The sequence below is a fragment of the Bacteroidales bacterium genome (genome assembly GCA_013141385.1).
GTDB lineage: Bacteria > Bacteroidota > Bacteroidia > Bacteroidales > Tenuifilaceae > UBA8529.
In genome coordinates this window covers 267,357-290,100 of sequence record JABFRB010000019.1, presented here as the reverse complement: position 1 = coordinate 290,100, position 22,744 = coordinate 267,357, and the positions used below count along the sequence as shown (strand labels likewise).

The window sequence follows — 22,744 nt, the reverse complement described above, 5'->3', positions numbered from 1 at the left end:
AATGGTTTTTTTAAAAGATAAACGTTTTGTGCTTTTGGTACTAGTAATTTTATTAGTAGTGAATAATTTATATTCACAACAAATAAATGAACTAAGTAAGAAAAAAAAAGAAATAGAAAAGGAGATTGATGCCATTTCGAATCTCCTTGTAAAAACTGAAAAGGAAAGCAAAAAATCATTAAACAGTGTTAGGCTAACTAAGAAGAAAATAGAATTAAAGAATAGCTTAATTAAGCAAATAGATAATGAAAGCGATCAATTAAAAGATAAAATTTATTTACAAAAAGGAAAAATTGATAGTTTAAATCAACAGATAGGCTTAATCAAAAACGATTATAAAAGGATTATTTTATTTAATCAAAACTCAAAGAACAAAAATGTTTTATTATTACTTATTTTAACAGCTAAGGATTTTAATCAAGCATATAAAAGAATCAAATATTATCAACAAATTTTTAATTATAAAAAGAAATTAGTCAGTAGATATTATAATACAATAAATGTAATAAAAGAAGTGAATGAGAAGTTAAGCGATAACCTTAACATGCTAAGCAAAAAACAAACGGAAAAAGAGTATGAAGTTGTTGCCTTAAAAAAAGAAGAAGGTTTGTGTTTACAAAAAATTAATGAATTAAGTAAAAAGAAATCTGAGTTGTTAAGTGAATTAGAAGAACAAAAAAAGATATCGAAAAAAATAAATGATGAAATCAAAAGATTGATTGAAGAAGAGGCTAAGCGGGAGGCAGAAAATAGGAATGTAAATACACAAGAAGTAAGAATATTATTAAGTAATAATTTTAGAGATAATATTGGTAAATTTAATCTTCCCATAAATGGTGGGATAGTAACAGGAAATTACGGGGAGTCATTTCATCCTGTTTTAAAAGAAGTTAAGATAAAAAACAATGGAATTGATATTACGCTATCTCAAAAATCTGATGTTTTTTCAATTTTTAAGGGAGAAGTAAGAAAAATATTTAAAGTACCTGGTTCTAATCTTGCAATAATTATTAGACATGGTCGGTATCTTACAGTTTATACAAACTTAACAAAAATAAATGTTGCGATTGGTCAGGAAATAAATACTTATCAAAAAATAGGAGAAATAAGTTTGCAAAGAGGAGAAGAAACTTCAATATTGCATTTCGAACTTTGGAATGAAAACAAGACTGAAGATCCTTCTAAGTGGTTTAGAAAAAGCGAAAAGTAGTTTTTATAAAAATTCGAAACTATTTATCTTTTTAGTTAGTATAACTAAGATAATTTTAATGTTGCCTGATGAAAAAACAATTAACAATAGATAGCAAAGTTGAGAATATTTGCTATGTTGAAAAAATAATTGATGAAATATCTGATGAAATCAAAATTTCGTCAGATATATACGGGAAAATTTTAATAGCAACGATTGAAGCGGTTAATAACTCGATAGTTCATGGAAACAAGTTAGATCATTCCAAAAAGGTAATGATTGAAATTTATTACGAAAAACCGAATTTACATATTTCAATTTCCGATCAAGGACGTGGGTTCGATTTTAGCAATGTTCCCGATCCAACAACGCCTGAAAACATTGAGAATATTTCTGGAAGGGGAGTTTTTTTAATGAAAAAATTAGCCGATAATTTAATTTTTAATGATACAGGAACACAAGTAGAGTTAATTTTTAAGATATGATAAAACATGGCGATATATTTTACGAATCATCAAAATAAATACAAATTAAAGAATAAACGGAAGATTTCTAATTGGATTAAAGAAGTATCATCAAATTACGAAAAGGAAATAGGTCACATTACAATTATTTTTTCAAACGACGCTTACATTCTTGAAATTAATAAGCAATACTTAAACCATAATTACTTTACTGATATAATTACTTTTGATTACTCGCATGAGAGAAAAATCGAAGGGGATATCTTTATCTCTCTTGATACAGTTTTAGAAAATTCAAAAATATATGATGTTTCTTTTAATAATGAATTATTAAGAGTAATAATTCATGGTATATTACATTTACTTGGATTTAAGGATAAAGAGGAATTAGATAAAACAATAATGAGAGAAAATGAAAACAAATGTTTAGAATTATTTTCCACAAAATATGAATAACAGTTTCGATATTATTGTTGTTGGGGGTGGTCATGCTGGATGTGAGGCAGCAGCAGCAGCAGCAAATCTTGGATCAAAAGTGTTGCTAATAAGCATGGATTTAACGAAGCTAGCACAGATGAGTTGTAACCCTGCTATTGGTGGAGTTGGAAAGGGGCAAATAGTCAGAGAAATAGATGCGCTGGGAGGATATACTGGAATAGTAACAGATTTGACAACTATTCATTTCAGGATGTTAAATACATCAAAAGGTGCTGCAATGTGGAGTCCAAGAGCACAATGTGATAGAATATTATTCTCAATTGAATGGCGGAAGAAATTAGAACAAATATCTAATTTATTGTTATTGCAGGATGAGGTTGTAGATATAGATTTTAAATCAAATAAACTAACAGGGTTAAAAACAAAAAACGGGAACTACTTTAATACAAAAGCGATTATTTTAACTAATGGAACCTTTTTAAATGGATTAATTCATATAGGAAAAACAAGTTTTCCGGGAGGAAGAATAGGTGAGTTGTCTTCATATGGACTATCGGAACTTTTAAAAGACAAAGGATTTGAAATTGGAAGAATGAAAACGGGAACTCCTGTAAGAATTGATGGTCGATCTGTTAACTATAACAAACTAATTGAACAGAGGTCAGATGAGGAGGGAAAGTTTTCTTTTTTAAAGGAAGTTAAGAGTTGCCTTGAGAGAAAAAGTTGCTTTATTGCTCACACGAATTTAAGTGTACACGAGGAATTGAAAAAAGGATTTTTAGATTCTCCTCTATTTTCAGGTAGAATTAAGGGGGTTGGCCCAAGATATTGCCCAAGTATTGAAGATAAAGTGAATACTTTTTCAGAAAAGACTTCACATCAATTGTTTTTAGAGCCAGATGGAATTAGTACATATGAAATGTATCTGAATGGCTTCAGTTCATCATTACCCATAGATGTTCAATACAGAGCACTAACTTTAATTGAAGGATTTGAAGATGTCAATATACTCCGCCCAGGTTATGCAATAGAATATGATTTTTTCCAGCCAACACAATTAAAGCATACCATGGAGTCTAAACTGATAGATAATTTGTTTTTTGCTGGGCAAATAAATGGTACTACGGGTTATGAGGAAGCCGCAGGACAAGGAATTATTGCTGGAATTAACGCACACTTAAAAACAACCAATCAGCAGGAACTTATTATAAAAAGAGATCAGGGTTATATTGGCGTTATGATTGACGATCTTGTAACAAAAGGCGTTGATGAACCATATAGAGTATTTACCAGTAGGGCAGAGTTTCGATTATTGATAAGACAGGATAATGCTGATGAGAGATTAACACCAATTGCAGAACAATTAGGATTGGTTATCGGTGAGAGAGCCCGTGAATTTAGATTAAAGTATGAAAAGATTGCTGATTTAAGTAAGGCAATCGATTCAAAACATATTGAACCAAATGAAATAAATAATTATTTAAAGCGAGTAGGTAGTGTTGCAATAACTCAAAAGAGAAACTTGAGAGAGGTTTTATTGAGACCAGAGGTTTCACTTAGAGGAATATTAGCAGAATGTGAAAACACAACCTTTTTCAATAATATGATTTTTGAAAATGAAATTATAGATTGTGTTGAAACAAAAATTAAGTATTTTGATTATATAGAAAAGGAGAAACTTCTTGCCGACAAGTTTGATAAATTGGAATATATAACCATTAATCCAGACTTTGACTTCTCCAAACTTGAATCGTTAAGTACTGAGGCACGACAAAAATTAGCAAAGCAAAAACCAAAATCAATAGGAGAAGCAAAAAGAATTTCCGGGGTGTCGCCCACGGATATAAATGTACTTTTAATTTATTTTGGTAGATAAAGCTCCACGTGGAGCGCGATGTTTTTTATTCTTGTTCCACGTGGAGCAAAAATATATAACTATTAATCAAGAGGTTATATAATATTGTTTTTTAGTAAGGTTTAAGTATTTTAATATGGTAGGTGTGAAAAAAGCGAGTGTGATCGAGGGAATTATATATGATCCAATTGCAAAGATTGTAATTCCAGGCAGAATAATATTGAAAAATGGCAGGATTGATTGTATTGAACCTGATGATAGCGTTACTGGGCCAATAATTTTACCCGGCTTTGTGGATTCCCATATTCACATCGAGAGTTCGATGTTAGTTCCTACTGCATTTTCGAAGATTGCCGTAAAACACGGAACAGTGGCGGTTGTGGCGGATCCGCATGAAATAGCGAATGTGGCAGGTGTAGAAGGTATTGACTTCATGATTAATAATTCAAAGTCTGCTGAAATAAAATTTTTCTTTGGAGCACCATCGTGTGTGCCAGTATCCCCATTTGATGATTGTTATAAAGTTATAGACTCAACTGAGATAGAAAAATTGATGAAAAGGAAAGATATTTATTTCCTTGGAGAAATGATGAATTTCCCCGGTGTTATTAATTCTGATGTAGATATAATGAAAAAAATTTCTAGTGCATTAGATAATAAGAAACCCGTAGATGGTCATGCTCCTGCATTAATTAATGAATCTTTAAAAAAGTATATTTCTGCTGGAATAACAACGGATCACGAATGTTTCACATTAGATGAAGCAATAGAAAAATTAGCATTAGGAATGAATATTCAGATTCGAGAGGGTAGTGCTGCCAAAAATTTTAATACGTTAAATTCTTTGATTACAACCCACCCTTTGCAAACAATGATTTGTACTGATGATTGTCATCCTGAAGATCTTATATTGGGTCATATAAACAATACAGTTAAAAGATCTTTAAAATTAGGACATAATATTTTTGATATACTTCAGGTTGTTTCTGTTAACCCAATTAAACATTATAATTTAGACGTGGGTTTATTGCAGATAGGAGATCTTGCCGATTTTATTATTGTTGATAATCTTGAGGATTTAAATGTAAAAGCGAATATTATAAATGGAGTGAATGTTCTTGAAAATGGTTTTATTTCTATAGAAACAACATCTGATATTTCTAACTATGCATTTTCTCCATCAATTGATTTAGAAAATATGTGTTTAGTGCCCAAGGGGAGTAAAGTTAAAGTAATAGAGGTGTTAGAAGGAGAACTGGTAACTAATGTAATTGAGAAAAACGTTCTAAGTAAGGAAGGAAAAATAACTTCAGACATAGAAAATGATATACTTAAAATAGTAGTTGTTAATAGATTTAAAAGTAATGAATTGTATGTTGGATTAATAAAAGGTTTTGGTTTAACCAAGGGAGCAATAGCGGAGAGCATAGCGCATGACAGTCATCATATTATAGCCGTTGGGGTTGATGATATGAGTATTTTTAGGGCGATAGACTATATAATTAAGAATAAAGGCGGTGTTTGCTATTGTGATAGTATAGATATTATAGGCTTAGCATTACCTGTTTATGGTTTAATGGGGTTTGATTCTGGAAATGTAATTGCCAATAAGTATAAAGAAATAAATAATAAAGTTGTGGCTGACGGATGTGGGTTGCAGGCACCTTTTATGACATTATCATTTATGGCTCTTTCCGTAATTCCAATGTTAAAGATAACCCCCAAAGGGTTATTTGATGTAACAAAGTTTCAATTTACAGATCTATTTATTCCATGATAGATAAATCTTTTTTAAAAGAGAAGATTGATTTGATGCCTGATAAACCCGGTGTTTATCAGTTTTATAGTGATCTAAATGAATTACTCTACGTAGGTAAAGCTAAAAAATTAAAAAAGAGAGTACAATCCTACTTTTCCCCCAACAATAACCATAGTAAAAAGGTATTAGTTCTTGTAAATAAAACGGTTGATATAAAATATGTTGTTGTTGAAACAGAATCAGATGCCCTTCTGCTTGAAAATAACCTAATAAAGAAATATAAACCAAGGTACAACATACTTTTAAAAGACGATAAAACATTTCCATGGATTTGCATAAAAAACGAAGCGTTTCCCCGGGTCTATTCTACAAGAAGGTACGAGAATGATGGGAGTTATTATTATGGTCCATATACTTCTGGGTTACTTGTTAAGACAATTCTAGATCTTGTTAAGCGATTATACACAATTAGAACATGTAGTTTAAATCTCGACAGAAAGAGCATAGAGCAAAAAAAGTACAAACCGTGCCTCGAATACCAAATTGGAAATTGTTCCGCTCCCTGCATTGGTAATCAATCTGTTGATGAGTACAATAAGAACATAGTGGAAATACAAAACATCTTAAAAGGTAATCTGTCTTCTGTGCAAGAATGGTTAGGCAATAGGATGAAAAAAGCATCAAATGAATGTAAATTCGAACAAGCACAACTTTATAAAACGAAACTTGAAACATTAAAAAAGTATCAAAGTAAATCTACAATTGTAAGTAATAAAATATCTAATATTGACGTTTTTAACATTTTAGAAAAACAGAGTTATGCAGTTGTTAATTATTTAAAAGTTGTTAGGGGATCTATTATCCAGTCATATTCAATTGAACTGAAGAAAAGCCTTGACGAAACCCAAGAAGAACTCCTTGGAATTGCAATAACCGAAATTAGAGACCGTGTTAAGAGCAACGAGAAAAATATAATGGTTCCAATTAAACCGGATTTTTTAATTGAAGGAGTGAACTACAGCGTTCCCCAAAAGGGAGATAAAAAGAAATTACTGGAATTGAGTTTAAGAAATTGTTTAGCTCATTCGCTCGAAATAGAAAAAAGAATTGAAACCCAGAATCCCATTGATAAAACCAATAAGATACTTACAACCATTAAAGATGATTTACATCTATTAGATTTACCAACTCACATTGAGTGTTTCGATAACTCAAACTTACAGGGTACGAATCCTGTTTCTTCTTGTGTGGTATTTAGAAATGCTAAACCATCAAAAAGAGAATATCGTCACTTTAATGTTAAAACAGTGATTGGTTCTAACGATTTTGCCACAATAGAGGAGGTTGTATTGCGCAGATATCAAAGGCTTCTTGAAGAAAAGCAATCACTCCCACAGCTTATTATTATTGATGGAGGAAAAGGCCAATTAAGTTCTGCTGCACAAAGTTTAACGAATTTGGGCGTAATAGATAAAGTAAAACTAATTGGAATAGCAAAAAGATTAGAGGAATTGTATTGCTATGGAGATCCTGTTCCGTTATACCTAGATAAGAATTCAGTAACACTAAAAACCATTCAATATCTTAGAAATGAGGCACATCGATTTGGTGTAAGACACCATACCACAAAAAGATCTATTAAAAATATTAAATCGGAAATGGATGATATAAAAGGAATTGGAGAAACTACTAAGCAAATTCTTTTTAAATTTTTCAAATCATATGATAAGATTTTAAATGCCGAAGAAGAAGAATTAGTCAAATTGATAGGAAAAGCAAGAGCAGATATTCTTTTATCATATTTTAAAAGGAAATAATAGATATTTTTGTTCTATCAAAATTATTCCAGATGCTAACCCCCGAAAATAAAACCGATTTCTTATCAAACACCGACACCATAAGGTTGACGCCTAAATCAACATTTGATACCATATTTGTAAAAACGGAAATAATAGTAAGCCCGATACAAGAAAATTCTCAGAATTCCTTAGATTTAAAGTTAAACAAATCAGGTATTGTAAAAGAAAACATGCAGCATGATAAGAGTTTTCTAATTGGTAATACTGACACAATAAGAGGCCTTCCCGAATTTTGTAAAACAGATACACATCCCAGATCAACAGTAGCGTCATTTGATTGTTTTGTGGGATCTAATTCTTCTCAAGATGAAGTTTGTTATATAGTTAAGAGTTACCATAAGCGTTTTTTTCGTCCTATTTTAATTGAAAATAAAGAAGTTCATTCTTCATCCTTGAAAGAGATTAGCATCAAAGAGAAAAATCCGAACCTCCATGATTGGGCTTTTATTCCATTGTTACTTGGAATGTTTATTATTGCTTCAATTATAACATTTTACAGGAAATATTTAGGGCAACTAATCGAGAGCACTATCTATATATTCTCGTCATCAAAATATCTAAAAGAAAGAAATACTCTTTTCCAACGATTGACTTTTTTTCTGGACTTTCTTTTTATTATCTCTTTCTCTTTACTTGTGGATATGATTGTGAGAAAATTCGAAATTTATACCCCATCGAATAGATTTGATTATTTGATATTTCTGACTTTCTGTGCTTTTTTACTGGCATTAAGGGTTTTTAGAAAGATTATCTATAAAATCTCTGCTCTATTTTCGAATCAGAATAATTTTTTTAACGATTTGTATAGTAATTCTTCTTTATATACAAGAACTCTTGGTGTTTTTCTGCTACCCCTAGTGTTTTTTATTAGCTATACAACAGGTTTTGTTACCCTGTTTTTATTCTATTTAGCAATTTTAATAACTTCTATTATATTGATTACGAGAGTTATAAGAATGTTTAAAGTATTTGTTAAGGCTGGATTTTCAATATTCTATTTCATTTTGTACCTTTGTGCGCTTGAATTAGCACCTCTTTTTATAGTGTGGAAAGAGGTTAATTCTAGATAAATAAGTGGTATAGAATTAAAAAAAGGTGCCTTGAAAATCAAGAAAATCCTAGTTTCTCAGCCTGAACCACAGAGCGAAAAATCACCATATTGGGAGTTGGCTCAAAAGCACAGCTTAAAATTTGACTTTAGGCCATTTATCACAATTGAGGGTGTTGCTGCAAAAGAGTTTAGGCAGCAAAAAATAGATATCTTAGAGCATACGGCTGTTATCTTTACGAGCAAAACAGCAATTGATCATTTTTTTCGTATTAGTGAGGAAATGAGAATTGCTGTTCCTGAAACGATGAAGTATTTCTGTATTACAGAATCCGTTGCTTTATATTTACAGAAATATATTGTGTATCGTAAAAGAAAAATCTTTTATGGGAATAATACTTTTCAGGATTTAATGGAAGTTATTCTTAAGCACAGAGAGGAAAAATTTTTAGTTCCTCTTTCTGATGTTCATAAGCCTGAAATTCCCAAAACACTGGATAAAGCGAAACTCAAATACAATAAAGTTATTCTATATAAGACAATTAGTAGTAACTTATCAGATATTGAGCAGATGTCTTATGATATGCTTGTATTTTATAGCCCGAATGAGATTAAATCATTATTTGATAATTTTCCAAATTTCGTACAGGGAGAGGTTAAGGTTGCTGCATTTGGACCAACAACGGCAAAGGCTGTAAAAGAGGGTGGGCTTAGATTGGATGTTCACGCACCAACACCTACTTGTCCAAGCATGACTCAAGCCCTTGAGGAGTTCATAAAAAAACATAATAAAGACAACAAGTAAAAGGGGTTAAAGCCCCTTTTTTCATATCATGAGACTCTTTCATAGAAAAAATAATAGACTATATATCGAAAGGGAAATAGAAACTCTTTTTAAGGAAGGAGCATCTCATTTTATTTACCCAATAAAGATTTTATATTTAACATATCCGCTTAAGGAAGGGGACTATAAAGTATTAATAAGCGTTTCGAAACGAAATTTTAAAAGAGCCGTTGATAGAAATTTAATAAAACGCAGAATAAAAGAAGCCTTTAGAAAGAATTCGTTTCATATAAAGAAGTCATTGGAAGGGAAGGGGTTGGGTATTTATATTGCCTTTATTTATGTATCAAAAGTAATTATTGATTATAAAGAAATCGAGAATCTTGTAGTTAAGCAGATTTTATATTTATCAAATCATATTGATGGCATTGAATAGATCAAAGTATAAACCGCTATTAATCATATCAAAAGCAATTGTATTTATACCAATTGTTTTGATCAAGATTTATCAAATAACTATCTCCCCTTTTTTCCCGAGCAGTTGCAGATTTACCCCAACCTGTTCTTCATATTCAATTGAAGCATTTAAGAAGCATGGTTTGTTTCGAGGAGTTTGGCTTACGGTAAAACGATTAATGCGCTGCCACCCTTGGGGCGGACATGGTTATGATCCTGTACCATAGGATAAAATCATTATCTGTTTTTCGGTAAAACAATCCTGAAGGAGGTACCCTTGTTGATTTCAGAATAATTGATAAAAATCTTTCCATTATGGTATTCCTCAATAATTCTTTTTGATAGTGTTAAACCAAGTCCCCATCCCCTAGATTTTGTGGTATAGCCTGGCTCAAAGATTTTTTTATATTTCGATTTTGGAATACCTTTTCCGTTATCACTAATGTCGATATATACAACTTGAATATGATCGTGAATGCTAAAAACTATTTCACCATTCCCCTGTATAGCATCAACAGCATTTCTTACAATGTTTTCTATTACCCATTCTACTAAGATAGCATTGATAGGAATAAATACACTTTCTTTTTCGTCATAAAGACGAGTAAATTTAATTCGATTGGATACTCTATTTTTTAGGTAATCGGTTGATATATTGATAATTTCTATAATGTTTTTTTGTTCCAAAGAAGGAATAGATCCAATTTTCGAGAAACGGTCAGCGATTTTTTCTAATCGAAAAATATCTTTTTCCAATTCGATAGCAATTGCCTGATTCTGTGATCCTTCTTTAAGCATATCTAAACAAGCAAGTAAAGAGGAAGTTGGAGTTCCAAGTTGATGTGCCGTTTCCTTTGCCAAACCAATCCAAATCCTGTTCTGTTCGGCTCTTCTTGCTTGACTAAAAGCAAAATATGTGATAATTAAAAAAACAATTATAATAGAGATAAGAACGTATGGGTAGTATGTCAACCGCACTAACGTGGTACTGTCCTTATAGTAGATATAGTTTTTTTTCCCATCAAGTAGGGTTACAAGAATTGGTTCATGCGAATTTCTCATTTTGTTCAGAATCGCTCTTACGTTTTCCGGTGAATCATTCTTTGGGAACGAGAAGTTTCTGCAGGAGAGGATACTATCTTTTTCATCTGTTAGGATAACAGGAACAGTTGTATTATTCTGAATAACTTCAAAAATAAAAGTTATGTCTTTATTGGTGTTTTCGATATTGGAGAGTTGTTTCATCCCCTCTGCCCATAATTCAATTTTTTTTCTCTCCTCATTTGACAATTCCTTTACTAAGGAATTGGTGAAAATAAGAGAAGAAAAGATTAACACAGCAATTAAAATTATTATAAAATTCCATTGAAGTTTATTATGCTGAATATCCATATGTTGATTGTTGATGTTAAAATATTTTAGTTGAATCTATTTCGTCCCATTCAATTTTAAATGGAACTTTTTTGTTTTTATTGCCAACAGAGTCAATTTTATTTATGATTTCTAAACCAATTGAATCTTTAAATGATTTGTCTTTTTTAGATTTTTTAAACTCCTCCTTAATCATGCTTTTAAATGAAGGCCCGTCTTCTTTAATGCTATTTGTTAACTCTAAGAACGAGTTTTTTTTATCAAGAATAAAATTATAGTTATCGCTGCTACCTATCAACCTAAAAAACAAGTTTAAGCCATTATGATTATCACTCTCATAACCTGAATTATATTTATTGTTTTTTAGATATTTTTTGGTTAAAATTTCTTTTAAATTAATCTTCACCAAATAGTTAAAATCTCCACTAAAATAATGCTTTCCTGCAAGATCAAAATCTAATGCATTTGAAGAAATTCTCATTGATGGAATTGTAACTATCCCGTCCTCAATGTTAATTTTGTTTTCAAGTGTTTTAAAATTAACTGATTCCACCTCTTCTAGATTAAGAAATTTCGACAATTTTTCGAATTGATTTAAATTCCGTAGTTTCCCGTTTTCAACTATCAAATTTGATGATAACTTAATAGAAGAAGAATTTATTACGCCTGTTTTTTCTAATTTGTAGGCAATATTCGCTTTTCCTGATAAACTCCCGCTAATATTTTCACTCGTTACTACCTGTTGATCAAAATTATTGAAGGTTATAAAGAGACGATTAATATCAATGTTTTCAAATAAGACAGAAATTTTTGTGTCTTCATTAATAGAGGATGAAAAATTTCCAGTTAGATTACCTGAAAAGGCATTCATTGAAAATCTATCGCAAGTGAATTTCGGGTTCTTATAATTTACACACAATGACAAGTTATTAACTTCAGAGCCTCTATAAATTAGTTTTTTTATTTTAGTGCTTAAATGATAATTATTTGGGTATTTGGCAGATGTACTATTTTTGTTAATTGAAAGAATTGAATCTAGGTTTATTCGATCTACTTCAACTGAAATCACCGGCGAAGGATTCTTTTTGTGTATTAATACATTCAGGAAATCAGGAATCTCTAAACTACCTATAAATGAAGAACTTAACAATTTTCCACCTCCTGTAAATGTTAGCCTATTTTCATCTAGGCGAATGTCTCCTGCTAGTTTTTTAATAATGTCGAATTTATCAATTGTAAGATCCGACATATTAATAGCAGAGTAAAGTTTAATTATTGTTAATGTATTATAATTCAATTTATATATATCGCTTATATTAGCTAATAGTTTTAAATCACCTTTAATAGTACCTTTAATTATAAGATCTTTATTTATATAAAGATCTTTTGTTTTATATACTTTTGAATTAATTAGTATATGTGGTTTTGGGAAATTTACAATTCTTGCATCACCAGAAAAACTTAATCCCGAATAGTTGATTGAGAAATTGCTGATATCGGAGATATTTTTTTTGAAATTATTTAGAAAAAATGATGTTCCATTGAGATTGGAAAGGAAAATGTTTTTATCAAACGAAAACGACAGGTTTTTAAGTTTATATCTAACAGTAAGTTTCTGAGAATTGAAATCGTTGAAATTTGCACCATAGTAAGACTCAAACGAAAAATCCCCTTTATTAACGAAAGGAAGGATATCTCGCTGGATGTTTCTTTTTAATTCTTTGAATGAGATACTTTGAGATGATAGTGATACCTGAAGAGAGTCGTTTTTAAAAGAATAATTAAAAGCAAAACCAAGTTTAATGGTTTTAAGATTTATTAACCCGGTTTCTGAAAAAAGGACATCGTTTTTTTCCTTTACCTTTGTAGAGATAAAAACGGGAGTTGTATTTTTGAAACTGTAATTGTTGAAACGACAAGCTAAACTATCAACATTGCAGTTAAGTCTTATATCAAAAGCGTTTGGAAAAAATGTGCCAGAGCCGACAATATTCCGAAGATGAAATGAAAGGGTGATGTTTTTTCCGCAAGAATATTTGACCAAACAATGTATAATTTTAATTCTTTCGGTTTTAATTATATACGAATTTGAAGATTTATTGGAATCCTTATTTTGGAAAAGTAAACTTACTTTTTCGCTTTTAATGTTTATTGTTCCATCAGAAAATTCAATTTCGGAAAATTCATAAATACTACGAAATAGGTTAATTGTGTTAATTTTGAAGCTTACTTTTTTAGAAGTAATAAGCGTATCCGAATGTTCATTAGAAGTATATAGCACATAAGCATCATTAAGGACGAATGAACAATATGGAAAGTTCTTAAATAGAGAGAGATGAACTTTTGAGAAATTAATGTTGATGTCAGTTTTATCTATAATTTGTTTTTTAAATTTTTCAACAATACGATCCTCAAAAGCAATAAAAATAAATGCTATAGAAAGACCTAAGGTTAAAATTAGAATTAACAAGCCGATGAAAACCTTCTTCATACCTTTTTTAGTTTTATTTCTCCTGAATATTTATCGGAAACCATTTTTATTATTTTTCAATGTTGTAGGAATCTATTATGAGTAAAATAGCAAAAATATTAACCATTTTATTGATTTTCACTTGTTTTATTTTAAAAACAAACATTGGACAGAATATTGATTCTTTGTTTTTAAAGATTCAGTATAGCCAAGATACAACCTCTAAAATTGAATTATACATCAAAATCGCAAGTTATTACTATCAAAAAGAGAAAGATAGCAAAGAAGCAGAAAAAATTTTACTCAAAGCAAAAAAATTAGCAGAAGATTGTGGTAAGCCACTATTAGTAATAAGAACAAACAACGAAATCGGTGTTCTTTATCGCAATTTATCAAGGTATTCGGATGCTCTTTTGCGGCATAAAGAAGCATATCGTTTGGCCGAAGAGGTTAACAATAGGAATCAACTTGCTTTAACGTTAAATAATATTGGAGTTGTTTACAGGAGACTGGATGATAATTCACTAGCTGCAGAATACCATCTTAAGGCACTTAAAATTGCAGAAGAAATAAAGGATACTTTTAGTATTTCTGTGTCGGAAAATAGCCTAGGTAATATATATTCATATAGTAGTAAATTTAGTGAGGCACTTTTGTATTTCAGTAATGCATTGAAATTGTCTCAGCTGCAAAGAAACTTGCTTGGACAAACAATAAATTTAAACAATATCGGAGAGGTTTATGAATTATCTGGCAATTACGAAAAAGCAAAAGAATACTATTTTAGATCTCTAGAAATTAATAAACAGCTTAATAATGAAAAAGGAACAGCCATCTGCTTAAATGGCATTGGCAAGGTTTTGCTTTATACGGATTTTCCAAAAACCGCATATAAATATTTTTCCGAAGCAGCAACGATCAACAAAAAAATTGGAGATAAAAAATTTATTGCCGAAAGCTATATTAATCTTGGGAGATCCCTTGTAAAACTTAAAAAATATGATGAGGCAGAACAGTGTATTAATCAGGGAATAAAAGTTTCTCTTGAAATAAATAGTAGGTCTCATTTACAACTTGCATATGAGGCATTAAGTGTAATTTGTTCGGAGAAGAATAACTTTAAAACATCATTGCAATATTATAAATTATCAACTACTTATAAAGATAGTATACTCAGCGAAAAAAACGCCAATCACATTGCGACCATTCAAGCTGTTTTTGAAACAGAGAAGATAGAAAAGGAGAATCAAATTTTAAAGCAAAAACAAGAGATTAATGAAAAAGAGTATAAACGGCAAAAATATTTTAACTACTCTCTAATCTTAGGACTATTTCTAAGTATGATTCTAATCCTAGTTGTTTACCTTGCTCTAATTTTAAAAAGAAGAGCAAATAAATTACTATCCGAACAGAAAGACGAGATTGAATTTCAAAAGGAGAAAATCGAACAACAAAGAAAAAATATTGAATTAAAGAATAGAAACCTAGAAGAAGCATATCAAATAATCGAAAATTATATTGGAAAAATTACTGATAGTATAAAATATGCAGAACAAATACAAAAATCCATTTTACCAGACACGGCTATTTTAAAATGTATTTTTAAAGAAACATTTATTTTTTACAAACCCAAGGATATTGTAAGTGGTGATTTTTATTGGTATACAGAAAGAGAAGATAAGATTTTTATTGCACTTGCGGATTGTACTGGACATGGTGTCCCGGGCGCTTTTATGAGCATTATAGGCATGGATTTACTTAACCAAATAGTAAAACAGCAAGGTTGTGAAGAAACTGATAAGATACTGTCCTTTTTAAATAACGAGTTGAGAGAGAAACTCAGGAAGGGAAAAGAGGAACTTATTCTTAAGGATAGTATGGATATCGCATTATGTATCATTAATAAAAGAACAAGAGAGGTAACTTATTCAGGTGCGCTAATTCCATTGTTTATTGTTAACGATGGAGAAGTATCAGAGATAAAGCCCAACTATGCATCACTTGGTACATCTAATCGATTATTTAATAAGGAGTTTAGAGTTCATCGGTTTACACTTAGACCCAATAGTTGGCTATATTTATCAACGGATGGTTATATCGATCAGTTTGGGGGAGAAAATCATAAAAAATTTATGAGAACTCGCTTTCTCGAATTTCTAGTTAAAATAAACAATTTAACCGCGGATACTCAACTAGAAGAAACTGAAAAACAGTTTGAGTGGTGGAGAGGAGAAAATGAACAAATAGATGATGTATTGGTTTGGGGTATAAATATTTAATATCCAGTATGTTTTTATAATGGAAAAATCCGAAGAAATAAAAAAACTCAGATATAGTTTTGTTTTACCATTGCTGTTTGTCCTTCTATTGTGGTTAATAAAACTAGTTGATTTTAGTGAACGACTAGATTTATTTGTATTTGGAGTATTCCCAAGAGAGATTAATGGTTTATTGGGCATAATATTTTCACCTCTATTGCATTCAGACTTTAACCACCTTATGTCAAATAGTGTTCCGATATTAATTTTGGGAACTGGCATAATCTATTTTTATAGAGAATTGGCTTATAAGGTAATTGGTATAATTTGGTTTGTAAGCGGTTTGTGTGTTTGGGCTGTTGCAAGAGAGAGTTATCATATCGGAGCAAGTGGATTGATATATGGAATAGCATCATTTCTTTTTCTTAGCGGGGCGATAAGAAAGGATTATCGCTTAGCATCGATCTCCCTCCTTGTAATTTTTTTATATGGGGGATTGGTTTGGGGTGTTTTCCCTTTTTTCCCACAAATATCCTGGGAATACCATTTTTTCGGTAGTATTAGTGGTTTTCTGGCAGCATTCATTTATCGAAAAGATGGTCCAAAGCCGATTGAATGGTCATGGGAAAAAGAGGAAGATGTCAATGACGATGATAACCCCGAGGATTTAACAGTGAAATCGCTCGAATAAACAATCCTTTTTCTATATTTGCTCCCAACAACTAATTAAAATTAACAACTTAATCCGATAAAAATGGCAAAGTATAATGAAAATGAAATGACATCCAATAATATTAATTTAATTGGACAAGGAACAGAAATTACTGGAGATATTATGTGTAGCGGTGATTTGAGGATTGATGGAACCCTTTGTGGTAATATTACATCTAAAGGTAAAGTAGTGGTGGGCGAGACTGGAAGAATAAAAGGGGAAATAAACTGTAAAAACTCAGATATTTCTGGAATTATTGAAGGAAAGATTACTGTTGCAGAACTTTTATCCCTGAAAGCAACAGCAAAAATGATAGGTGATATTACTACAAGTAAATTAGCCATTGAACCGGGATCAAAATTTACCGGTTACTGTAATATGACAAACGACAACGAGAAATTAATGGAGTAGTTTTTAATGAAAATAAGATATTAAACGGGGAATGTCATTTAAACAATTTATTTTTAGAACGATAATGGTGGTATTGATTACTACTATTTTATGCGTTTCAATATTTAAGATTTTCTTCCCGGAGAAGCTCCTTATTATATACTTTTTTTTACCCCTTATTTTTGGTGTCATTAACACCCTTATTTTTAAATCACTTTTTAAGGCGCAGGATTTAACCCTTTTAAAATTTTCGAATAGACATTTATTGTTTACAACACTAAAATTGCTTGGAAGTATTGTATTCATGTTAGTTTTTCTTTTTTTCAATAAAGATCAGGCAATCCCCTTTCTTTCATCTTTTTTGGTCGTTTACTTGATCTTTTTGACTCAAGAAATAATTGAGATTCTCAATTATTTTAAGAAAAATAAGAAAAGCGAAACCACTCAAGCAAAAACATAATAACTTTATGCGAAATTTTTTCAATGTGAAAAGGAGCATTTTAATAGGCCTTTTTTTGTTTGCAATTACCAGTTTTGGTAATTGTAATGAAGTTTTTGCATCAAAAGGGGGAGAAGAACAAACAAGCAACAACGCAGAGGGCGGGAAAAAGAAATTCAACACTGTTGATTTCATTTTTGAACACATTGGTGATTCCTATGAGTGGCATATTGTTACAATTGGAGAGCATCATGTTTCAATTCCTTTACCCATTATACTATATAGTAAACAAAAGGGGTTAAATATATTTTTTTCAAGCAAGTTTCATCATGGGAAAGAGACTTATAATGGTTTCAAATGGGAAGAAGAGGGAAAGTATAAGGGAAAAATTGTAGAGTTGAATTCAACCGGTAAGATACTTGAAGAAAATCCTTTACCATTAAATTTCTCAATTACTAAATTGGTCTTTTCCATATTTTTAGCATCTGGGCTTCTTTGTTGGGTTTTTATTAGTATTGCCAGAAAATATAAAAACGGGGCAGATAAAGCACCAACAGGGATTCAAAACTTTTTTGAACCGATAATTCTTTTCATTAAAAACGATATCGCACTTCCATCAATTGGAGAAAAGCATTACCAGCGCTTTATGCCATTTTTGCTCTCCGTTTTCTTTTTTATTTGGTTTAACAATATGCTTGGGTTAATTCCAATCTTTCCTGGTGGTGCGAATGTAACAGGTAACATTGCTGTTACAATGGTTCTCGCTCTTTTCACATTTGCAATTACAACATTTAATGGAAACAAGCATTACTGGAAAGAGGTGATAAATGCACCCGGAGTTCCTTGGTTTCTGAAATTCCCAATACCCATTATGCCAGTTGTAGAATTTACCGGATTGTTTACTAAGCCAATTGTCCTTATGATACGACTTTTTGCAAACATTCTTGCTGGTCATATGGTTGCAATTGTTTTCTTTAGTTTAATATTTATTTTTGGAGCTCTTAATATTTGGGCTGGTTATGGTATTTCTATTATAAGTGTTTCTTTTGCATTTTTTATGACATTGCTTGAGCTTCTTGTTGCATTAATTCAAGCATATGTCTTTACATTATTATCGGCTATTTACTTTGGAATGGCAACACAAGAGCATCATTAATTATTTAACATAAAAACTAGTTATATGACTACTTTACTTATTATTCTTCAAGTTGCTGCAAATGCCTCGATAGCAAAATTAGGTGCAGCATTAGGTGCAGGTATCGCAGCATTAGCAGCAGGTATTGGAATTGGTAATATTGGTTCATCTGCGCTAAAATCAATTGCTCGTCAACCAGAAGCAGTAGGCGATATTCGTTCCAACATGATTGTTTCTGCTGCTCTTATTGAGGGGGTTGCTTTCTTTGCAATCATTATCTGTGCGCTAGTCCTTTTCTTATAAAAAAAATTATTCCTATGGGACTGATTACTCCTGATTATGGGCTATTGGTCTGGATGTTAATTTCATTCGGATTGGTTCTTTTCGTGCTTAAGAAGTTTGCATGGAAACCTATTATGGAAGGGTTGAAAAGTAGGGAAGAAACTATTTCGAAATCCTTAAGACAGGCCGAAGAGGCAAGAAATGAAATAAAAAAACTTCAGGAATACAACGAAGAACTTGCTGAAAAAGCAAGAGCAGAGAGAGAGTTAGCTTTGAAAGAAGCGAAATCCCTTCGGGATAAAATCGTTGAGGAGGCAAAAGCACAGGCTCAGGCTGAAGCGCAGAAAATTATTGAGAAATCAAAAATGCTGATCATCCAGGAAAGAGAAAATGCACAGAAGGAGCTTGCTCAAATGGTCTCTAAACTTGCTCTTGAGATAACTGAAAAGATCCTTCGGAAAGAATTTTCGGATAAGGATAAGCAGATTGGGTACTTTAAGGATTTGCTTAGCGAGATATCCAGCAAAAACTAGAAACAAAAATGAACGCAGGGCGAATTTCAGTTAGATACGCAAAGGCTCTTTATGATTTAGCCAATGCAGAGAACACGGCAAAAGCTGTTTATGAGCACTCCTATGCCGTGTCACAAATTATTGATTCTTCATCGGAGTTTTACACAGTACTCCATAATCCCGTTATTCTGCCCAGCGAGAAAGAAAGAATAATTAATAGCATTTTAACCAATAATGTACATCCTCTTCTTTTATCTTTTATTATCCTAATGGTTAAAAAAAGAAGGGAATCGTATATTGTAAATGCACTACTTGTATTTCGGAAAATATATAGAGAGAAAGTAGGATTAATAAGGGTTATAATTGAAACGCCCTCGGAATTAGAAGAAGAAACAAAAAAGAATATTTTAGCATACGTAAACAAAAAATTTAATAAAACACCAGAACTTGAAGTCAGGCAAAAACCAAGTTTGATTGGAGGTTTTATTGTTGAAGTAGAAGGATTACTAATTGATTTAAGCATTTCAGGACAACTTGCGAAAGTAGAAAAAGCACTGGTCCAAAATCAAAAAGTACTTTAAAATATTGAGATTATGGCAGAAATTAAGCCTTCGGAAATATCTGAATTACTCAGGAATGAACTTGCTGGAGTTAAGCAACAGGTAGATTTTGAAGAAATAGGGAGTGTTTTACAGGTTGGAGACGGAATCGCTCGAATTTTTGGACTAGATCACGTTCGATCAAACGAATTGATAGAGTTTGAAACAGGAGTAATGGGCATTGTTCTTAACCTTGAAGAAGATAATGTTGGTGCTGTATTGCTTGGACCTTCAGAATTAGTTAAAGAGGGTCATCGAGTAAAACGAACAGGAAGAATAGCCTCAATTAAAGTAGGCGAGGGGATGCTTGGAAGGGTTATTAACACACTTGGTGAACCCATTGATGGCAAGGGACCAATTAAGGGAGAAACCTATGAGTTGCCTCTTGAGAGAAAAGCACCCGGGGTTATTTACAGACAGCCAGTAACCGAACCACTTCAAACGGGTATTAAGGCAATTGATGCTATGATTCCAATTGGAAGAGGACAACGAGAGCTTATTATTGGTGATAGACAAACCGGAAAAACAGCTATTGCAATAGATACAATTATTAACCAACGTTCCTTTTTTGAAAAAGGAGAACCAGTTTATTGTATTTATGTTGCCACAGGTCAAAAAGGATCTACAATAGCCGGAATTGTTAAAACCCTTGAGGAGCATGGAGCAATGGAGTATACCGTTATTGTAGCAGCAACGGCATCAGATCCTGCAGCACAACAATTCTATTCTCCTTTTGCCGGAGCAGCAATCGGCGAATTTTTCCGCGATACGGGAAGACCAGCATTAATTATATATGATGATTTATCAAAACAAGCGGTTTCATACCGTGAAGTGTCTTTACTACTTCGTAGACCGCCAGGACGTGAGGCATTTCCTGGGGACGTTTTCTACCTTCACTCAAGATTGCTAGAACGTGCTGCTAAGATTATTGCTTCCGATGATGTTGCACGGCAGATGAATGATTTACCAGAATCAATTAAACATCTTGTTAAGGGTGGTGGATCATTAACAGCCTTGCCAATAATTGAAACTCAAGCGGGAGACGTTTCTGCCTACATTCCAACCAATGTTATATCTATTACTGATGGACAAATATTCTTGGAGACCAACCTCTTCAATAGTGGTGTGAGACCCGCTATCAATGTTGGTATATCTGTCTCTCGAGTTGGCGGAAAGGCTCAAATAAAATCGATGAAAAAGGTTGCAGGAACATTAAAACTTGATCAGGCTCAATATCGAGAACTTGAGGCTTTTGCAAAATTTGGTTCAGATCTCGATCCAGCAACCCTTGCCGTTCTTGATAAAGGTTCGAAAAATGTTGAGATACTGAAACAAGGGCAATATAAGCCAGTTCCCGTTGAACAACAGGTGGCAATACTTTTCTGTGGTGTTAAAGGTCTTTTGAAGAATATTCATAAAGATAAGGTTAGAGAATTCGAAAAAGATTACCTAGAACTAATTCAGCTAAAGCACAAAGATTTATTAGCAAAAGTTGCAAAAGGTGATTTTGATGATAATACCGCTTCTGTTTTTACCGCAGTTGCTGAAGATGTTGCAAAGAAATATTTAAGTAAATAGTATTTATGGGAAACCTTAAGGAGATTAGAACTAGGATTTCATCAGTAACGTCCACCAGAAAGATTACTAGTGCGATGAAGATGGTTTCTGCCTCTAAATTCAAAAAGGCGCAGGATGTACTTATAAAGTATAAGCCATTCTATGATCATTATAGGTCTTCCTTAGAGTTTGTTATTGCGAATAATGGTAATTGTAACAATAAATATTGTGAAATCCGGAAAGATATTTCAAATATAGGCCTGGTTGTAATATCATCAAACGGTAGTATGTGCGGATCGTTCAATCAAAATGTAATAAAAAAAACCGCAGAGGCTCATTACCAGTTATCTATTAAATACCCTAAAGCAAAAATTCACATATTTTGTATAGGGAAGAAAGCTACAGATATTTTATCGAAAAAAGGGCTAGAAGTTAAACCTTTAAGCTCAGCAGCAGTTGATAAACCAAATATTTTATTAACAAAAAAAATATTTGAAGAGTTATCAGAATTGTTTTTAAAACGAGATCTTGACATGGTAGAGTTCGTTTTTAATTCATTTAAAAATGCCGCAGTTCAAATTCAGACAATATCAGGTTTTCTTCCCTATGCTTTAGAAACAAAAGATAATTCGAGTAATGCTGATATTATTATTGAGCCAAACCCAGAAATATTCATTCAAAAAACACTACCTAAGTTTTTACTATATAAAATTCATGCAGCTATTTTAGAAAGCACCACCGCAGAACATGGCGCACGTATGACTGCTATGCATCAGGCGACAGATAACGCAACAGATCTTCTTAAAGATTTAACTCTTCAATACAACAAAGAGCGGCAAGCTGCTATTACCAAAGAAATTCTTGAGATTGTTTCTGGAGCAAACGCACTAAAGGGATAGTTAAACGTAATTCGTAGTTTTGCTACTCCCGGTCATAAACCCAACTTTATATTTTACACAAGTTGTAAGTTATTAGCAACTAATGACTGGTTATTCGCATTATATATAGATAAATACAGATTGATCGGTTCTTCTATTTATCAACAAAACCAATTAAATTCCCCAAAATATATCATTTAGCAATAAACACTTAATAATTAGAAACTTGTGTAATATCGTTCAAAGAGAGTCAAAGAAAAATTTTAAAATGGTGTGGAATTTTTAGGGA

Annotated in this window: 21 protein-coding genes; 19 read left to right on the top strand and 2 right to left on the bottom strand. The window is 31.8% G+C overall.

All coding sequences use genetic code 11. The annotated features are described in order from the left end of the window. The first annotated feature begins 1 nt into the window (after position 1). The 10 genes from HOO91_12125 (at position 2) to yidD (ending at position 10,079) form a co-directional block, all read left to right on the top strand. Positions 2-1,210 carry a peptidoglycan DD-metalloendopeptidase family protein gene (locus tag HOO91_12125; GenBank protein ID NOU18293.1) on the top strand — a complete coding sequence of 403 codons (1,209 nt, stop codon included), beginning with the start codon at positions 2-4 and terminating at the stop codon, positions 1,208-1,210. Positions 1,211-1,278: 68 nt separating this feature from the next. Then, entirely contained in the window at positions 1,279-1,674 is a 396-nt protein-coding gene (locus HOO91_12120) for an ATP-binding protein (protein NOU18292.1), read from the top strand. A 6-nt stretch (positions 1,675-1,680) separates the two neighbouring features. Then, a complete protein-coding gene (ybeY, locus tag HOO91_12115; GenBank protein ID NOU18291.1) occupies positions 1,681-2,109 on the top strand; it encodes an rRNA maturation RNase YbeY in 429 nt (142 codons plus the stop codon). Further along, positions 2,102-3,967, top strand: a complete 1,866-nt coding sequence (gene mnmG / locus HOO91_12110) for a tRNA uridine-5-carboxymethylaminomethyl(34) synthesis enzyme MnmG (protein NOU18290.1) — start codon at positions 2,102-2,104, stop codon at positions 3,965-3,967. Before ybeY ends, mnmG begins: the two co-directional genes overlap by 8 nt. A gap of 115 nt (positions 3,968-4,082) precedes the next feature. Beyond that, on the top strand, positions 4,083-5,723 hold the full coding sequence (gene ade, locus HOO91_12105; protein ID NOU18289.1) for an adenine deaminase: 1,641 nt from the start codon (positions 4,083-4,085) through the stop codon (positions 5,721-5,723). Further along, a complete protein-coding gene (locus tag HOO91_12100; protein ID NOU18288.1) occupies positions 5,720-7,522 on the top strand; it encodes an excinuclease ABC subunit C in 1,803 nt (600 codons plus the stop codon). Before ade ends, HOO91_12100 begins: the two co-directional genes overlap by 4 nt. Before the next feature lie 32 nt (positions 7,523-7,554). Then, the gene (locus HOO91_12095) at positions 7,555-8,634 is read left to right on the top strand and encodes a DUF4271 domain-containing protein (protein NOU18287.1); all 1,080 of its coding nucleotides are present in this window, start codon (positions 7,555-7,557) and stop codon (positions 8,632-8,634) included. Positions 8,635-8,664: 30 nt separating this feature from the next. Next, complete coding sequence (locus HOO91_12090) at positions 8,665-9,417, top strand: uroporphyrinogen-III synthase (GenBank protein NOU18286.1); 753 nt, start codon at positions 8,665-8,667, stop codon at positions 9,415-9,417. Between the two features lie 28 nt (positions 9,418-9,445). Next, complete coding sequence (rnpA, locus tag HOO91_12085) at positions 9,446-9,832, top strand: ribonuclease P protein component (GenBank protein NOU18285.1); 387 nt, start codon at positions 9,446-9,448, stop codon at positions 9,830-9,832. Next, the gene (yidD, locus tag HOO91_12080; GenBank protein NOU18284.1) at positions 9,819-10,079 is read left to right on the top strand and encodes a membrane protein insertion efficiency factor YidD; all 261 of its coding nucleotides are present in this window, start codon (positions 9,819-9,821) and stop codon (positions 10,077-10,079) included. Before rnpA ends, yidD begins: the two co-directional genes overlap by 14 nt. Positions 10,080-10,089: 10 nt before the next feature. Here yidD and HOO91_12075 read toward each other — a convergent pair whose 3' ends face one another. Then, positions 10,090-11,244, bottom strand: a complete 1,155-nt coding sequence (locus HOO91_12075) for a HAMP domain-containing histidine kinase (protein NOU18283.1) — start codon at positions 11,242-11,244, stop codon at positions 10,090-10,092. A 16-nt stretch (positions 11,245-11,260) separates the two neighbouring features. Further along, entirely contained in the window at positions 11,261-13,714 is a 2,454-nt protein-coding gene (locus HOO91_12070) for a hypothetical protein (GenBank protein NOU18282.1), read from the bottom strand. Between the two features lie 77 nt (positions 13,715-13,791). On the opposite strand from HOO91_12070, the gene HOO91_12065 reads away from it, so the two are divergent. The 9 genes from HOO91_12065 (at position 13,792) to atpG (ending at position 22,476) form a co-directional block, all read left to right on the top strand. Beyond that, positions 13,792-15,972 (top strand): tetratricopeptide repeat protein, encoded by a 2,181-nt coding sequence (locus HOO91_12065; protein ID NOU18281.1) that lies wholly within the window; start codon positions 13,792-13,794, stop codon positions 15,970-15,972. A 19-nt stretch (positions 15,973-15,991) separates the two neighbouring features. Beyond that, positions 15,992-16,642 carry a rhomboid family intramembrane serine protease gene (locus HOO91_12060; GenBank protein NOU18280.1) on the top strand — a complete coding sequence of 217 codons (651 nt, stop codon included), beginning with the start codon at positions 15,992-15,994 and terminating at the stop codon, positions 16,640-16,642. A 57-nt stretch (positions 16,643-16,699) separates the two neighbouring features. After that, positions 16,700-17,074 carry a polymer-forming cytoskeletal protein gene (locus HOO91_12055; protein NOU18279.1) on the top strand — a complete coding sequence of 125 codons (375 nt, stop codon included), beginning with the start codon at positions 16,700-16,702 and terminating at the stop codon, positions 17,072-17,074. A gap of 446 nt (positions 17,075-17,520) precedes the next feature. Further along, the gene (gene atpB, locus HOO91_12050; GenBank protein ID NOU18278.1) at positions 17,521-18,648 is read left to right on the top strand and encodes a F0F1 ATP synthase subunit A; all 1,128 of its coding nucleotides are present in this window, start codon (positions 17,521-17,523) and stop codon (positions 18,646-18,648) included. A 24-nt stretch (positions 18,649-18,672) separates the two neighbouring features. After that, positions 18,673-18,930 carry an ATP synthase F0 subunit C gene (gene atpE, locus HOO91_12045; GenBank protein NOU18277.1) on the top strand — a complete coding sequence of 86 codons (258 nt, stop codon included), beginning with the start codon at positions 18,673-18,675 and terminating at the stop codon, positions 18,928-18,930. Between the two features lie 14 nt (positions 18,931-18,944). Beyond that, positions 18,945-19,442, top strand: a complete 498-nt coding sequence (gene atpF / locus HOO91_12040; GenBank protein NOU18276.1) for a F0F1 ATP synthase subunit B — start codon at positions 18,945-18,947, stop codon at positions 19,440-19,442. Positions 19,443-19,450: 8 nt separating this feature from the next. Continuing rightward, on the top strand, positions 19,451-20,002 hold the full coding sequence (gene atpH / locus HOO91_12035) for an ATP synthase F1 subunit delta (GenBank protein NOU18275.1): 552 nt from the start codon (positions 19,451-19,453) through the stop codon (positions 20,000-20,002). A gap of 12 nt (positions 20,003-20,014) precedes the next feature. After that, the gene (locus HOO91_12030) at positions 20,015-21,598 is read left to right on the top strand and encodes a F0F1 ATP synthase subunit alpha (protein ID NOU18274.1); all 1,584 of its coding nucleotides are present in this window, start codon (positions 20,015-20,017) and stop codon (positions 21,596-21,598) included. Between the two features lie 5 nt (positions 21,599-21,603). Beyond that, positions 21,604-22,476, top strand: coding sequence for an ATP synthase F1 subunit gamma (atpG, locus tag HOO91_12025; protein NOU18273.1), 873 nt, complete (start codon positions 21,604-21,606; stop codon positions 22,474-22,476). Positions 22,477-22,744: the final 268 nt, after the last annotated feature.